The organism is Hydrogenophaga sp., from assembly GCF_041633695.1.
In the GTDB taxonomy this organism is placed as follows: Bacteria; Pseudomonadota; Gammaproteobacteria; order Burkholderiales; family Burkholderiaceae_C; genus Hydrogenophaga.
Map to the genome: position 1 here is coordinate 1 of NZ_JBFJMY010000004.1, position 14,969 is coordinate 14,969.

13 protein-coding genes are annotated in these 14,969 nt (G+C 66.1%); 12 read left to right on the forward strand and 1 reads right to left on the reverse strand.

Annotated features, from left to right (window positions below):
* The 8 genes from ABYB95_RS00495 to ABYB95_RS00530 all read left to right on the forward strand — a co-directional run.
* Positions 1–510, forward strand: a 510-nt coding sequence (locus ABYB95_RS00495) for a class II aldolase/adducin family protein (protein WP_372656448.1), incomplete at its 5' end; no start/stop codon positions are given.
* Between the two features lie 295 nt (positions 511–805).
* Complete coding sequence (locus ABYB95_RS00500) at positions 806–1,270, forward strand: SRPBCC family protein (protein WP_372656449.1); 465 nt, start codon at positions 806–808, stop codon at positions 1,268–1,270.
* 14 nt (positions 1,271–1,284) lie between these two features.
* The gene (locus ABYB95_RS00505; RefSeq protein ID WP_372656450.1) at positions 1,285–1,638 is read left to right on the forward strand and encodes a nuclear transport factor 2 family protein; all 354 of its coding nucleotides are present in this window, start codon (positions 1,285–1,287) and stop codon (positions 1,636–1,638) included.
* A 47-nt stretch (positions 1,639–1,685) separates the two neighbouring features.
* Positions 1,686–2,939 (forward strand): acyl-CoA dehydrogenase family protein, encoded by a 1,254-nt coding sequence (locus ABYB95_RS00510; protein WP_372656451.1) that lies wholly within the window; start codon positions 1,686–1,688, stop codon positions 2,937–2,939.
* Positions 2,940–3,149: 210 nt separating this feature from the next.
* Positions 3,150–4,238, forward strand: a complete 1,089-nt coding sequence (locus tag ABYB95_RS00515; protein WP_372656452.1) for a CaiB/BaiF CoA transferase family protein — start codon at positions 3,150–3,152, stop codon at positions 4,236–4,238.
* Positions 4,239–4,292: 54 nt separating this feature from the next.
* Positions 4,293–5,441: an acyl-CoA dehydrogenase family protein gene (locus tag ABYB95_RS00520; RefSeq protein ID WP_372656453.1), complete on the forward strand. Its 1,149-nt coding sequence runs from the start codon at positions 4,293–4,295 to the stop codon at positions 5,439–5,441.
* A 25-nt stretch (positions 5,442–5,466) separates the two neighbouring features.
* Complete coding sequence (locus ABYB95_RS00525; protein WP_372656454.1) at positions 5,467–6,264, forward strand: enoyl-CoA hydratase/isomerase family protein; 798 nt, start codon at positions 5,467–5,469, stop codon at positions 6,262–6,264.
* A 25-nt stretch (positions 6,265–6,289) separates the two neighbouring features.
* Entirely contained in the window at positions 6,290–7,180 is an 891-nt protein-coding gene (locus ABYB95_RS00530) for an SDR family oxidoreductase (RefSeq protein ID WP_372656455.1), read from the forward strand.
* A gap of 12 nt (positions 7,181–7,192) precedes the next feature.
* Here ABYB95_RS00530 and ABYB95_RS00535 read toward each other — a convergent pair whose 3' ends face one another.
* Positions 7,193–9,859, reverse strand: coding sequence for a LuxR C-terminal-related transcriptional regulator (locus ABYB95_RS00535; protein WP_372656456.1), 2,667 nt, complete (start codon positions 9,857–9,859; stop codon positions 7,193–7,195).
* Positions 9,860–10,082: 223 nt separating this feature from the next.
* Here ABYB95_RS00535 and tesB point away from each other — a divergent pair, with 223 nt between their 5' ends.
* The 4 genes from tesB to ABYB95_RS00555 all read left to right on the forward strand — a co-directional run bounded on the left by tesB (position 10,083) and on the right by ABYB95_RS00555 (position 14,905).
* The gene (gene tesB, locus ABYB95_RS00540; protein WP_372656457.1) at positions 10,083–10,973 is read left to right on the forward strand and encodes an acyl-CoA thioesterase II; all 891 of its coding nucleotides are present in this window, start codon (positions 10,083–10,085) and stop codon (positions 10,971–10,973) included.
* Positions 10,974–11,070: 97 nt separating this feature from the next.
* Complete coding sequence (gene fadB, locus ABYB95_RS00545) at positions 11,071–13,224, forward strand: fatty acid oxidation complex subunit alpha FadB (protein WP_372656458.1); 2,154 nt, start codon at positions 11,071–11,073, stop codon at positions 13,222–13,224.
* Positions 13,225–13,343: 119 nt separating this feature from the next.
* Positions 13,344–14,126, forward strand: coding sequence for an SDR family NAD(P)-dependent oxidoreductase (locus ABYB95_RS00550; protein ID WP_372656459.1), 783 nt, complete (start codon positions 13,344–13,346; stop codon positions 14,124–14,126).
* 452 nt (positions 14,127–14,578) lie between these two features.
* On the forward strand, positions 14,579–14,905 hold the full coding sequence (locus ABYB95_RS00555) for an RNA recognition motif domain-containing protein (RefSeq protein ID WP_372656460.1): 327 nt from the start codon (positions 14,579–14,581) through the stop codon (positions 14,903–14,905).
* Positions 14,906–14,969 lie beyond the last annotated feature (64 nt).

Consider the following 14,969-nt stretch of genomic DNA (forward strand, 5'->3'; position numbering starts at 1 on the left):
CCGGTGGATGGACCGCTGCCCGAGGGGGTTTTGGGCGAGGTGCGCATGCACCAGCAAATCTACCGGCGCCGACCCGAGGTGAATGCCGTCTGCCGCTTTCTGTCGCCCCAGGTCATGGCGCTGGCCGCCATGGGCCACAGCCCATCGGCGCGCCACGGCTATTCGTCCTATTTTTATCCCCAGGTGCCGATGTGGCGCGATCCGGCGCTGGTGCGCAACGATCTGGCCGCAAACGGTGTGGCCGAGGTCATGGGCTCGGCCAGCGCGGTGGTGGTGGGCGTCAACGGCGCGGTGACCGCTGCCGACACCATTGAAAAAGCGGTCACCCTGGCCTGGTTTCTGGAAGACGCGGCGCGGGTCGAACTGGCGGTTCGTGCCGCCGGTGGTGCGCAGCACGTGAGTTTTGCCGATGCGGCTGTGGCCGCGAACCGCGCCACGTGGGACGGGCGCATTGCCGAGCGGGTCTGGGAATTCCTGGTGGCCGGTGATCCGGAATTCGTTTCGGGATAACCCAGGATTTTTGACAAGCGTTCCCAAACGGTGTTGGCTGTGACCGATGCCGAGCGGCTCGTGTCCGCGTTGCTGGCGCGGGCCGGCATCCAGGCCTTGATGACCGAAGGCCAGCCGCAATCAAGCCCGTCAATGTGGACCATTCATGGAGCGATCTGGACAGTGCCCTGGGGCTCTTCCTATCATCCTTTCAACGTCCTTTTCCATGGCTTCACGTCTGAAAAGAAAAGGCGAAAAGCCCGAAAGCGGAGAGCCTTGCAGGTGCCGCATCCGACAGGTTCAACCAGGAGACAACATGATTTACGTATCGAAAGAGGTCGCGGTCAACACCGACCCCGCGCACCCCAAACTGTCCAGAAGCGAAATCTGGAAGGGCTTGGTCATGAAGGCGGACAACGCCTTGCCCTTTGTGCCCGGCATGGCCAAGTGCGACGTGCTGGAACGCAGCGCCAATGGCCTGGTGCGCGACATCGTGTTCCGCGGCGAAGACGCGCGCGAGCGCATCACGTTTTATCCCGAGACCAAGGTGGTTTTCCTGCGCTTGTCGGGCAACGCCGATGGCTTCATCGTGAACGAAATTCTGGGCGAAGGCGATGCGCTGAGTCTGCGGTTCAGCTTTGCGCTGCAACTGGTGGACGCGCCTTCTGACAGCGAGAAAGAGCGCGAATTCCGCGAGGTGATGGAGCGCGATTACCTCAAGGCCGTGGACGCCACCTTGGGTGCGATCCGCAAGATGGCCACCACCAACCCAACCGTTTGAACAGGGAGCACCTCATGAAATATTGGTTCTCGGATCTGTACGCCCAAATCGACGCCATGAATCTGGAAGGCTTCATCGCCGGCTTGACGCCGGACGTCCAGGTGGTCGTCGCCAACAACCCGCCCATGGTCGGCCACGAAGCCGCCAAGGGTGGTATCGGCTACCTCTTCTCTTCCATTGGTGGCATTCGGCACCACGTGCAGCGCGTGGTCGAAGCCAACGGGCAGACCTGCCTGGAAGCCAAGGTGGAATACCTGAGAAAGGATGGCCAAACGGTCACCGTTCCCGCCGTGACCATGCTGGAGCGCCAAGGCGATCTGGTGAGCTCTCTTCGGATCTACGTCGACATCGCGCCCGTGTACGCCTGAGCGGGTCGGCACGCGTTTTATCCATCCCAAAAACCGAGGAGACCCCCATGAGTTCCAACAACACCAGCCAGATCGCCGCCGCCAGTGCCCTGGGCCGCCTGAGCCCGGTTGCCAACGCTCCGTCGCTGGAAAGTATCGTGGCCGCCGCCACCCAGTTGGTGCCCCTGTTGCGCGAGCAAGGCCAGCAGACCGAGATCAACCGCCGTTTGTCCGAAGAGATGAGCCGGCGTTTTGAAGAGGCTGGTTTTTACCGGCTGATGCAACCGGCACGCTATGGCGGCTACGAATACGGCTTCACCGCGATGATGGACCTGATCAGCGAGATCGGGCGCGGCTGCGCCTCGTCGGCCTGGGCGGCAGCCCTGGGCGTCATCCACAACTGGTTGTTGGCCTTGTTCCCCGAGCAGGCGCAAGACGATGTGTGGGGCCCCACGCCGAACGCGCTGATGTGCGGCTCGTATGCGCCGGTCACCATGGCCGAGCCCACAGAGGGTGGCTGGCTGATCCAGGGCAAGTGGAAGTTCGCGTCCAACGTGGACAACTCGCAGTGGGCCGTGCTGGGCGTGCAGTTTCCGCCCGCCGAAAAAGGCGCGCCTCCCGGTGCGGGTTTTGTGGTCGTGCCGCGCAGAGAGTGGACCATCGAGGACGATTGGTTTGTCGCAGGCCAAGCCGGCACCGGCTCCAAAACCGTGGTGATCGGCAAACCCAGCTTTGTGCCTGCGCACCGCCGCCTGCTGTTTCCCGAGGCGGCTTCTGGCAAAGCGCCGGGCACGGCGGTCAATACCAACCCGGTTTACACCATTCCTTTTCTGGCCGCCATGCCGGTCTGTCTGGCCTCGCCTCTGCTGGGCGCGGCGCAAGGCGCGATCGACGTGTTCGTTGACATGTGCGGTTCGCGGGTCACCCGTGGCGGCGCGGGTGGTGGTGGCAACCGCTTGAGCGGCTTCTCGCATGTGCAGTCCCGCCTGGCCGGTGCCGCTGCGGCGGTGGATGCGGCGCGCCTGGTGCTGGACCGGGACACGTCCGAGGTCGAGCACACGGTGAGCGCGGGCAACGCCATCAGCGTGGACAAGCGCATCCGCAACCGCCGTGGCCACGCGTATTCGGCCAAACTCTGCCATGGTGCGATCCAGGACTTGTTCACCACGGTGGGTGCTTCGGGCCTGACGCTGGACCAACCGATCCAGCGCATCTGGCGCGACGGCAACATGATCGCCCAGCACATCACTTTGAACTGGGATGCGGTGTCCACCATGGCCGGTCAACAAATGCTGGGTCTGGAGCCCAAGGGCGCTTACTGAGCTTTCACATACTCCGGCGTCTTTGACGCATTTGCGCTGCACGCGCCCAGTCCTCTGCCAAGAGGCTGGGCGCTTTTTTATTTGAAGGGCTCCGCGCAGCGGTAGCTGTGCGTAGCGCGCGAGATCGTCCATTTGGACGATGTGCCACCAAGCGCCTCGGGGCACGATGGAACTCCCAGCGCCACGGGGCGCGTCACCAGGAGCATGTCCATGGCCGGTCCATTGGCGGGGTTGAAAGTCCTTGAGTTGGCCGGTATCGGGCCGGGGCCGTTTTGCGCCATGGTACTGGCCGACCTGGGCGCGGATGTGGTGCGCGTGGCGCGCCCAGGTGCCGCACTGGATCCGCACGACGTGCTGGCCCGGGGGCGCACCGTGCTGAACCTGGACTTGCGCGACCCGGCGGCCGTGGCCACGGTGCTCGAACTGGTGGACCAGGCCGACGTGCTGGTCGAAGGTTACCGCCCAGGCGTGATGGAGCGCCTGGGTCTGGGGCCACAGGTGTGTCTGGAGCGGCGCCCGCGATTGGTATACGGCCGCATGACGGGCTGGGGCCAGACCGGGCCCTTGTCGCACGCGGCCGGCCACGACATCAACTACATCGCGATCAGCGGCGCTTTGCATGCCGTTGGGCGGGCAGGTGAGGCGCCAGTGCCCCCGCTCAACTACGTGGGCGATTTCGGTGGCGGCGCCATGCTGCTGGCCGTGGGCATTCTGAGTGCTTTGCACGAAGCTGCCCGTTCCGAGCGCGGCCAGGTGGTGGACGCGGCCATGACCGACGGCGCGGCCCTGATGTCGAGCATGATGTATGGCATGAAGGCGGCGGATCAATGGAGCAACCAGCGCGGCGAGAACATGCTCGACGGCGGTGCCTTTTTTTACGACACCTATGCCTGTGCCGATGGCCGCTTTGTGGCCGTGGGCGCCATCGAACCCCAGTTTTATGCGCTGCTGCGCGAGCGCTGCGGCATTGCCGACGACCCGGCTTTCGACGTTCAGATGGAGCGCACCGCCTGGCCCTTGCTCAAGCTGCGCCTGGCCGAAATTTTTCGCAGCCGACCGCGCGACGCCTGGTGCGCCTTGCTGGAAGGCAGCGACGCCTGTTTTGCGCCGGTGCTGGATTGGGACGAGGCGCCACAGCACCCGCACAACCAGGCGCGCAAAACCTTTGTCGAACTCGATGGCGTGGTGCAGCCCGCACCGGCACCACGCTTTGACCGCACCCCCGCAGCCACCCCCCGGTCCAGCCGCAGCGCACCGGCCGACGAGGTGTTGTCGCGCTGGCAGCCCGGTGTGGCCTGAGCGGTTCGAATCGCCCGCGCACCGAATTTTCCCACCCACCACAGCAGCACAGCCATGCCTCTCTCATTCACCCGCTCCTGGACCGACCCCGATCTGGACCAATACCGCGACACCGTGGTCCGCTTCATCGAAACCGAAATGCAGCCCGGCGACGAGGCCGCGCGCCAGCGCGGGCACGTGGGCCACGGTATTTGGCGCAAGGCCGGTGAAATGGGCCTGTTGTGCACCGACATTCCGGAGCAATGGGGTGGGGTGGGCGGCGACTTCCGCCACGAGGCGGTGTTCTACGAAGAAATGTCGCGCCGCAGCCTGACCGGCATGAACGCTTCGGTGCACACCATCGTCGCCCACTACCTGCTCAACCACGGCACCGAGGCGCAAAAGAAACGCTACTTGCCGCGCATGGCGCGCGGCGAATGCGTGGGCGCCATAGCCATGACCGAGCCCGGCACCGGTTCGGACCTGCAAGGCATTCGCACCCGCGCCGACCGGGTGGACGGCGGTTATGTGCTCAACGGCTCCAAGACTTTCATCTCCAACGGCTACCTCGCTGGTCTGGTGCTGGTGGTGGCCAAAACCGACACCAGCCAGGGCGCGCGCGGCACCTCCATCTTCATCGTCGAGAGGCAAGACTGCGCCGGTTACCGGGTGGGGCGCCTGCTGGACAAGATCGGCCTCAAGGCGCAAGACACTTCGGAGCTTTTTTTCGACGACGTGCGGGTACCGGCCGAGCAATTGCTGGGTGGGCAGGAAGGGCAGGGCTTTTTCCAGCTCATGGGCGATCTGCCCTACGAACGCCTGATCATCGGCGTGACCGCGCTGGCCGCGATGGAGGGCGCGTACGAGGCGACGCTGGCCTATGTGCGCGAGCGCAAGGCTTTTGGCCAACCCATTGGCGACTTCCAGAACACCAAGTTCCAGCTCGCCAGCATCGCCACCGAGATCCAGGTCGGTCGCGCTTTCATCGACCGTTGCGTGGAGTCCTTGCTCTCGGGCAAGCTCGACACACCCACCGCGTCCATGGCCAAGCTCTGGGGGTCCGAGGCCCAGGGCCGCGTGGTCGATGCTTGTCTGCAGCTGTTCGGCGGCTACGGCTACATGAACGAATACCTGATCGGCCGCATGTACACCGACGCGCGCATCCAGCGCATTTACGGGGGTACCAACGAAATCATGAAAGAAGTGATTTCACGCGCACTTTGAGCGCACGCGCCCAGCAGGAGAACCCATGACAGACGATGACATTTTGCTGATCGAAGAGGCGGGCGGCATTGCGCGGATCACGCTGAACCGACCACACCGCCTCAACGCCCTCAACCCGGCGCTGGCGACCGCGCTGCGCACGTATTTCCAGGGGCTGCAACGCCGCCTCGAAGTCCGTGTGGTGATCCTGCAGGCGGCGGGCGCGCAGTTCTGCGCCGGACTGGATCTGAAAGAGCAGGAGCCCGGTGACGCCGTGGGCGCCGAGGCCATGATGGCCGTGCAGCACAGCATCCGCGACATCATGATCGCCATGCGCCGCTGCCCGCAGCCGGTGATCGGCGTGATCCAGGGCGCGGCCAGTGGTGGCGGCTTTGCGCTCGCGCTGGCGTGCGATGTGCGCCTGGCCACGCCCGATGCGCGCATGAACGCGTCTTTCATCCGCATCGGCCTCACCGGTTGCGACATGGGTGTGAGCTATTTTCTGCCGCGCATGGTGGGCAGCTCGGTGGCCGCCGAATATTTGCTCACCGGCCGTTTCATGAACGCGCAGCGCGCGCTGGGCCTGGGCCTGTTCAGCCAGGTCGCACCGCTGGCCGAACTGCAGACCGAGGCGCAGTCGCTGGCGCGAGACATGCTGCGCAACACGCCGTTGGGGCTGCGCCTGACCAAGGAAGGCCTGGGCCACGCCATCGACGCCGGCAGCCTGGAGGCCGTGATCGCCATGGAAGACCGCCAGCAGGTGCTGTGCACCCAGAGCGGTGATTTCCGCGAGGGCATGGCCGCCTTCCTCGAAAAGCGCGCACCGATTTACCGCAACACCTGAACCCGCCACAACGGAGAAACCTTTCATGACGCTCGACGACCTGATCTACAAACCCGGCCTGCTGCAAGGCCAGCGCATTCTCGTGACCGGCGGCGGCTCCGGCCTGGGCCGGGTGATGGCCGAGGCCTTGCTGCTGCTCGGCGCCGATGTGTACATCTGCGGGCGCCGCCTGGCCGTGGTGGAGCAGACCGCTGGCGAGCTGATGCAGGCCCACGGCGGGCGCGTGGTGCCGCTGGCTTGCGACATCCGCGACGATGCCGCCATCCACGCCCTGATCGACACCATCTGGGCCGACGGCGGCGCACTCACCGGGCTCATCAACAACGCGGCGGGCAACTTCGTCAGCCGCACCGAAGACCTGTCGTCCCGCGCCTTCGACGCGATTGCCAACACCGTGTTCCGTGGCAGCTTCTGCATGACGCTGGCCTGCGGCAAGCGCTGGCTGGCCGAAGGGCGCAAGGCCTCGGTGTTGTCGATTCTCACGACCTGGGTCTGGAACGGCTCTCCCTACACCGTGCCTTCGGCCATGTCCAAGGCCGGCCTGAACGCGATGACGCAATCGCTGGCGGTGGAGTGGGGCGGACGCGGCATCCGTTTCAATGCCATCGCGCCCGGCCTGTTTCCCACCGAAGGCATGAGCGCGCGGCTGAACCCGGGCGGTGGTGAGCACATCGCCGAGGGCAACCCCATGGGCCGCAACGGGCGCATGCCGGAACTGGCCAATCTGGCCGCGTTCCTCATGAGCTCGGGTTCGGAATACCTCACCGGCCAGACCATCGCCATCGACGGCGCGCAATACCAGGCCACCGGGGGCAACTTTGCCCACATGGCGAGCTGGACCGACGACGACTGGACCGCCGCGCGGCAAAACATCCAGAGCCGCACCGCCGAGGACAAACGCCTGCGCAGCGCCTGACCGGCGCCGGGCTCAGACGATCAGACCCAGCCGCCGGGCGATCGCCACCGCCTGCGTGCGGCTGTGCGCACCCAGCTTCATGTTGATGTTGCGCAGGTGGGTGCGCACCGTGCTGTCCGACACATAGAGCTTCTCGGCCATGGCGCTGTTCGAATAGCCTTCCACCAGCAGCTGCAGCACCCGGATTTCCTTGCGCGTGAGCGGCTCCAGCGCGCCGCCGGGCAGTTCGCTGGCGGCCTCGGTGTCGCTGGGCAGGGGGCCAAACGCCTGCAGCAGGCGTTGCAGATAGTCGCCCATCAAGGGGTCGCGCAACTGCCCACTCTCGTGCAGGCTCTGGTAGCGCTGCACCAGCGAGCCCACCGCCGGGCCTTCGTCCAGCAGCAGGCGCATGAACCCCTCTTGGCAGGTGAACTGCAACACCGCGCCCACCTGCGCCACCGCCGCTGGCACATCGCCGGTGCGCTGCAAGGCCAGACCGCGCAACAGGCGCAGGCAGAGCAGGCGCCGGTTGCGCGAGCCCTTTTCTGCTGTCTGTATTTGCGCGTCCAGGCGCAGCAGGCCCGCCGCCGGGTCGCCAAAGGCGATTTCCCAGCGCAAGCGGGCCAGTTCCATGTATTCGATGTCGTGCGCCAGCTGGCGTTGGCGCTGCACCAGGCTCCACAGCGTCGGGTCGTCGGCGCGCACGAGTTCGTCGCGCGCCGCCGGGCCGTGGCCCTGCAACTGCAGCAGGCGCGCGCGCTCTAGCTTGGCCGCCGCCACCACGCGCGGCAGTTTGCGCCGGTTGCCCAGGTACTCCAGTTCGGTGATGGCCAGCGAGGCGGCGTCCACGTCGCCATGCACAAAGGCGATGCGCGAGCGCATGGTGTGGCTCAGGATCATGTGGTCGGGCAAGCCCACGTCGCGCGCCAGCGGCAGGTAGACGTTGAGCAGGTGGTCGGCCTGGTCGAGCTGGTTGGCCTCGTAGACCACGCTGGTGTAGAACACGCCGGCCCAGGCGTTGCCGTGGGTGTGGTGGTAGTTGACGGCGTGGGTCGCGTCCACCGCCAGCCGGAACCGCGCCGTGGCTTGGCGCAGCCGTCCTTGCTGCAGATCCAGCAGCCCTTCGATGGACTCGGTGTACATGCGGTTGAAGGTGCTGTCGCCGCTTTGTTCGCGCCGCGCCGCGTCCAGCAGTTGTTGCGCCTCGCGCTCGTGGCCGGCCACGGCGGTGGTGTAGGCCATGGCGTTGAGCAGGGTGCTGTCGGCAAACGTATGGCCCGTGGGCAATTGTTTCAACGCCAGCCGCCCCAGCGTCAGCGCCTCTTCGCTGCGGTCCTGCATCGCCAGCAGCATGGGGCGCAGGCAGGCCGCGTAGGCGCGCAGATAGGGGTCGGTACTGGCGCTGGCACCCGAGCGGTCCAGCATGTCCATGGCGTCCCAGGGGCCGCTGGTCATGCAGTTGGCCCAGATCGCCGTCATTTCCAGGTGCGGGTGCTGGCGCATTTGCGCCGGCGGCAAGGCCGCGAACCAACGCGAGAGCAGGCGCATGCGGCCTTGCTCCAGAAAGCCTTCGGCGTGCTCGTCCAGCAAATCCATGGCGTGGGGAAAATCGCCGCCTTCGATGGCGTGGTCGATGGCCGGCACCGGCCGCCCTTGGGATTCGTACCAGCCGGACGCGGCCAGATGCAGGCGGGCCACTTCGTCCGGCCGCTCGCGCTCCAACTGGGCACGCAGGTAGTCGGCGAACAGGCTGTGGTAGCGCCAGGTGCGCTGCTCGGCCACCACCGGGGTCAGAAACAGGTGGTCGGCGTCGAGCTGCTCCAGCAAGGCCGCGCAGTCGGTGTGCGGATTGAGCGCGGCGCAGACCGAGGCGTCGAGCTGGCGCAACAGGCTGGTGCGCAGCAGAAACTTGCGGATGTGGGGCGGCTGGTGGTCCAGCACGTCTTCGGCCAGGTAGTCGGCCACGGCGCGGTTCGAGCCCGAGAACCGGTCGATGAAGTCGGCGTCGTCGTTGGAACGCTCCAGCGCCATCGACGCCAGCCAGAGCGCAGCGACCCAGCCTTCGGTCTTCTGGTGCAAGCGGTACAGCAGGTCGGCGCTGAGCGCCTGGGGGCGCCGCCGATCCAGAAAGGTGGAGGTGTCCTGCAGGCTGAAGCGCAGTTGTTCGGCCTCCACCTCTTGCAACAGCCCGTGCACGCGCAGCCGGGCCAGGCCCAGCTGCGGCAGGTTGCGCGAGCCGATCACCAGGTGCCCGCGCCGCGGCAGGTGGCTGGCGATTTCGCGCACCAGACCCAGCACGGCGGCCTCGTGCACGGCCTCGAATTCGTCCAGGAACAGCGCGAACGGCGTGTCGCTGCGCGACAAGGCCTGTACCGCGTCCGGCGCAGCAGCACCCGTGGGCGCCGCGATGCCCAGGCGGGCCACCGCCTCCTCCAGGCAGGTGAGAAAGCGCGAAACATCGTTGTCGGCCCGGTCCAGCGTGAGCCAGACCGTGGCCACCCCGGCGTGTTCCAAGCGGTCTCGCGCGTGCACCATGGCCGTGGTCTTGCCAAAGCCGGCCGGGGCGCGCACCAGCACCAACTGACCGGCACCGCTGCAAATGGTCTCGCTCAAACCCTGGCGCAAGACCTGGGAAGGCGTCGGGGCCGGGGGGTTGAACTTGGCCTCCAGCCCCCGCGCCTGAGACGCGCGGTCGGTCATCGGCGCTATTGGGCCGCCAGAAGGGGAGGGTGTGAGAGGCACGGACATGGTTGGTTTCGGCCACGCGTGGGTGGCCAGGAGGGACTGTGGAGCAGAGTGGCGGGAAACAAGCCGTCTATTCAGACGATTTCACAGTCCATTGTGCTGCTTACACTCTGGAACGCCAGTCGCTTGCTTGGCACACCGCTTCGCCGTTCCACTCCACCGCTCCATTTCGCCGCCCATGACCTCCCTGAATACGCACTCCGCCACCGACCGCGTGGCCGCCTTGCACGAACTGGTGGCCCAGCTGAAACTGGAACGCCTGGACGAGAACCTGTTTCGCGGCGGCCATTTCGACATCGGCAGCCCTTCGGTGTTTGGTGGCCAGGTGCTGGGCCAGGCCTTGATGGCCGCCGCGCGCACGGTGGACACGCACGGCGTGCATTCCCTGCACGGGTACTTTTTGCGCGCGGGCGACAAGGCCGAGCCGATCCGCTACGAGGTGGACCGGGTGCGCGACGGCACCAGCTTCACCATGCGCCGCGTGGTCGCGCTTCAGCATGGACGGCCCATCTTCCACATGTCGGCCTCGTTCCATGTCCGCGAAACCGGGGTCGAGCACCAGCGCGCCATGCCCGACGCGCCGCCGCCCGACAGCTTGCGCGACGAGCACGACGCCCGCCTGGCCTTGCGCGAACACCTGCCACCCGTGGCCCGTGCCGTGGTCGACCAAGCCCGTCCGATCGAGCTGCGCCCGGTCGATCCGCTGCACCTGCTCACGCCCGAGCGCAGCGAACCCAACCACCAGACCTGGTTGCGCGCCCCCGGCGCCCTGCCCGACGACCCGCTGGTGCACCAGGCCTTGCTGGCGTACGCGTCGGACTTCAGCCTGCTGGGCGTGGCCATGCGGCCCCACGGCCTGAGCTTCATGCAGCCCCAGGTGCAAAGCGTGAGCCTGGACCACGCCATGTGGTTCCACCGCGACTTCCGCTTCGACGACTGGTTGTTGTACGAGACCGACTCGCCGTCGGCCTCGGGTGCGCGCGGATTTTGCCGCGGCAACGTGTTCAGCCGCGATGGTCGCTTGGTGGCCTCCGTGGCCCAGGAAGGTTTGCTGCGCGTGCGCAGCTGAAGCGGCGCGTTTTCGTCGCTTCGGACGATGCTCTGCGGGGCCGTCCTTTCTAGACTGGCTGCTGGTGTCGGATGGTTCCGACGCAAAGGAGTCATGGGTGTTTCAAGGTCAAAGTATTTGGGTCGCCGCGACGGACGAGCCCGGTGTGTACGAGCTGTGTTTCGATCGCAAAGGCGACGCCATCAACAAGCTGGACCAGCGCACGTTGGACGAGTTCCACCAGGCCACGGTGTTGTTGTCGGCCGAACCGGCTGTGCGCGGCGTGCTGGTCACCAGCGCCAAGGACGTGTTCATCGTGGGCGCCGACATCACCGAGTTCGGCGCGAAGTTTCAGCAAACACCGGCCGCGATCTCGGCCGGCGTGGCGCTCAGCAACGTTGCGCTGTTGGCTTTCGAGGATTTGCCCGTGCCCACGGTCGTGGCCATCAATGGCTTTGCCCTGGGTGGTGGGCTGGAACTGGCGCTGGCCGCCAGCTGGCGCGTGATGTCCAGCGCCGCGCAGGTGGGTGTGCCCGAAGTCAAGCTGGGTCTGTTTCCCGGCTTTGGCGGCACGGTGCGGCTGGCGCGCCTAGCCGGCCCGGCCTTGGCGGGTGAATGGGTCGCGGGCGGGCAACCGCGCCGGGCCGATGCCGCGCTGGCCGCTGGGGTGGTCGATGAAGTGGCCGCACCCGAGGCGCTGCGCAGCGCAGCGCTGGACGCCTTGCGCCGCGCCATGGCAGGCGGGCTGGACTGGGCCGCACGGCAAGACCAAAAGCGCCAGCCGGTGGCCTTGCCCGCTGCCGAGGTGGCGGCGGTGTTCGAGGCCTTGCGCCCGCTGGCCGACAAAAATTCCCGCAAGCACCAACCGGCGGCCCGCATGGCGCTGGACATGATGGCCCAGGCCTGCGCCCACGACCGCACCGGAGCACTCGCCTTGGAGAACCAGGTCTTTGGAGAAGTGGCGCGTACCCAGGCCGCCGGGGCGCTGGTGCAGACGTTTCTGAACGAGCAGGCGCTCAAGAAATTGTTCAAACGGCACGCGCAAACGGGCCAAGCCGTGCGCCAGGCGGCGGTGCTGGGCGCCGGCATCATGGGTGGCGGCATCGCCTACACCAGCGCGCTGCGCGGTGTGCCGGTGCGCATGAAAGACCTGGCCCAGGCCGCGTTGGATCTGGGTGTGTGCGAAGCCGCCAAACAGCTGGCGCGGCAGGTCAAGAGCGGCAAGCTCAGCCAGGACCGCGCCAACGGCGTGCTGGCGGCCATCACGCCGCAACTCGACAACGCAGGGCTGAATGAGGTCGACTGCGTGATCGAGGCGGTTGTGGAGAACCTGGGCGTCAAGCAAAAAGTGCTGGCGGAACTCGAAGACCATGTCGCGCCCGCCGCCGTGATCGCCTCCAACACGTCCAGCCTGCGCATCGACGACATTGCACAAGCGCTGCGGCGCCCCGAGCAGTTCGTGGGCATGCACTTTTTCAACCCGGTGCACATGATGCCGCTGGTGGAAGTGATCCGTGGACAAAAGTCCAGCGCGGAGGCGGTGTCCACCGCCGTGGGTTATGCGGTGGTCATGGGCAAGACCCCGATCGTGGTGAGAGATGGTCCGGGCTTTCTCGTCAACCGCGTGCTCACCGCGTACATGCGCGGCTTTTTGCAGTTGGTGGCCGACGGCGCCGATTTTGTCCAGGTGGACCAGGCCATGGAAGCCTTTGGCTGGCCCATGGGGCCGGCCTATCTGGAAGACGTGATCGGCATGGACACCGGCAGCCACGTGAGCGACGTGATTTCAGCCGGTTACCCCGAGCGCATGCCGCACCTGGAAAACGACGCTTTGCGGCTGATGGCCAGCCAGCAGCGCTACGGCCAGAAAAACGGCATCGGCTTCTACCGCTACGAGACCGACCCTCAAGGCAAACCCCGCCGCTCGGCCGCGCCCGACAGCCACGCCTTGCTGGCCCGCATCCAGCCCAAGGGTCAGCGCGATTTCAGCGCGCCGGAAATCGTCGAACGCATGATGCTGCCCATGATCGTCGAGTCGGCCCATGCGCTGGAAGAGGGCGTGGTGGCCACAGCGGCCGAGCTCGACATGGCCATGCTGCTCGGCCTGGGCTTTCCCGCCTACGCGGGCGGCCCGTTCAAGTACGCCGACTGGCTGGGTTTGAGCGAAGTGGTGGCCCGCTGCGATGCGCTGGCCGCGCTTGGCCCGGCCTACGCGCCCACGCCGCGCATGCGCGAGATGGCCGCAGCAGGCACGCGCTACCACGGTGTCTGAACCATTTTTTAACCCGGGTGGGGCCCTGCAGGGCTGTGCCGTGTGTGCTAGACGCCTCGCGGTTTGCCCGCCTGTTGGCCAGCCCTTGGGATCGATCAATCTTTTTTGGAGTCTTTGATATGGAATTGAATGCAAACATGGCCGCTGTGGTCACCGGCGGCGCGTCGGGTCTGGGGGCCGCAACGGCCCGACGCCTCGCGGGCCATGGCGTCAAGGTCGCGCTGTTCGACCTGAATGAAACCCAGGGCCAGGCGCTGGCGAAAGAAATCGGCGGCATTTTTTGCCTGGTCGACGTGACCTCCGAGGAGCAGGTGGACGCGGGCTTTGCGAAGGCCCGTGCCGCTCACGGGCAGGAACGCATTCTGGTGAACTGCGCCGGTACCGGCAACGCGGTGAAAACCGCTGGCCGCGACAAAGCCACCGGCGAGATCCGCCACTTTCCGCTGGCCAACTTCGATCGCATCATCCAGATCAACCTGGTGGGCAGCTTCCGCTGCATCGCCAAATCGGCCGCCGGCATGCTGACCCTGGAGCCGCTGCTGGACGGCGAACGCGGTGCCATCGTCAACACCGCGTCCGTGGCGGCAGAAGACGGGCAGATGGGCCAGGCCGCGTACACCGCCTCCAAGGCCGGCATTGTGGGCATGACCTTGCCGATTGCGCGCGACCTCATGGGCGAAGGCATTCGCGTCAACACCATCTTGCCCGGCATCTTCAACACGCCCCTGCTGCAAGGTGCGCCCGAAAACGTCAAAGCCGCCCTGGCCGCGTCCGTGCCCTTCCCCAAGCGGCTGGGCGATCCGGCCGAATTTGCCCAGGTGGCCGAGTTGATGATCACCAACGGTTACCTCAATGGCGAGAGCGTGCGCCTGGACGGCGCCATCCGCATGGCCCCGCGCTGAACGCCTCCGCCAGGGCGCGCCGTGGCCGGTGTGAGGCAATAGCCCCACACCGGCACGCAAATAATCGGACACGTGGCACAGATCGGGCATAAAATCGAGCTGTTGCTGTAATTCGCTTACCTTTGCAGCAACTGCGGTCTGACACGGACTTGGGCGCTCAACGCCCCACCCCCGTACCCTGGAGTCGAAGGTTTCGACTCTTCCGGTTGTCATACGCTCCCCTGCGGCGAGCTTAACCTCCGGCGTCCTCCTCCTCCCCTCATCCTCCTCCCCCCAACCCCGACCTGGGCCAAGATCCGGATTCACGTCCGGTATTCGAACGCCCAGATCCACCCGCACGCTGGCTTTGGTCAGGCGTCGGTTCCGGTGATCGGTCTTCGCATACAAGACCGGCGCCCCCCGCTTTGCATCTTGGGTTCAGGGTGTACAAGCATTTTTTGAAAGGTCCTCAAATGGGCAAGAAACTCTACGTCGGCAACCTCTCCTACTCGGTGAGAGACGATTCCCTGCAACAACACTTCGCTGAATTTGGCACCGTTGAGTCGGCCAAAGTCATGATGGACCGCGACAGCGGACGCTCCAAAGGCTTTGGCTTTGTGGAAATGTCCAGCGACGCGGAAGCCCAGGCAGCCATCAGCGGCATGAACGGCCAGTCCGTTGATGGCCGCGACATGGTGGTGAACGAAGCCCGTCCGATGGAGCCACGCACCGGTGGCGGCGGCGGTGGCCGTCGCGATGGCGGTGGTGGTGGATACGGCGGCGGCCGCAGCAGCTACTAAAGCCTGCAGCCTCGCTGAAAAAAGACCGGCCTTCTGGCCGGTTTTTTTTTTGCCCGCACCGAGT

What these genes read in the sequence shown, in the direction of transcription:
- ABYB95_RS00500 (WP_372656449.1), top strand. Translation starts at nt 806, where the DNA reads ATGATTTACGTATCGAAAGAGGTCGCGGTCAACACCGACCCCGCGCAC.
- ABYB95_RS00505 (WP_372656450.1), top strand. Translation starts at nt 1,285, where the DNA reads ATGAAATATTGGTTCTCGGATCTGTACGCCCAAATCGACGCCATGAAT.
- ABYB95_RS00510 (WP_372656451.1), top strand. Translation starts at nt 1,686, where the DNA reads ATGAGTTCCAACAACACCAGCCAGATCGCCGCCGCCAGTGCCCTGGGC.
- ABYB95_RS00515 (WP_372656452.1), top strand. Translation starts at nt 3,150, where the DNA reads ATGGCCGGTCCATTGGCGGGGTTGAAAGTCCTTGAGTTGGCCGGTATC.
- ABYB95_RS00520 (WP_372656453.1), top strand. Translation starts at nt 4,293, where the DNA reads ATGCCTCTCTCATTCACCCGCTCCTGGACCGACCCCGATCTGGACCAA.
- ABYB95_RS00525 (WP_372656454.1), top strand. Translation starts at nt 5,467, where the DNA reads ATGACAGACGATGACATTTTGCTGATCGAAGAGGCGGGCGGCATTGCG.
- ABYB95_RS00530 (WP_372656455.1), top strand. Translation starts at nt 6,290, where the DNA reads ATGACGCTCGACGACCTGATCTACAAACCCGGCCTGCTGCAAGGCCAG.
- ABYB95_RS00535 (WP_372656456.1), bottom strand. Translation starts at nt 9,859, where the DNA reads ATGACCGACCGCGCGTCTCAGGCGCGGGGGCTGGAGGCCAAGTTCAAC.
- tesB (WP_372656457.1), top strand. Translation starts at nt 10,083, where the DNA reads ATGACCTCCCTGAATACGCACTCCGCCACCGACCGCGTGGCCGCCTTG.
- ABYB95_RS00550 (WP_372656459.1), top strand. Translation starts at nt 13,344, where the DNA reads ATGGAATTGAATGCAAACATGGCCGCTGTGGTCACCGGCGGCGCGTCG.
- ABYB95_RS00555 (WP_372656460.1), top strand. Translation starts at nt 14,579, where the DNA reads ATGGGCAAGAAACTCTACGTCGGCAACCTCTCCTACTCGGTGAGAGAC.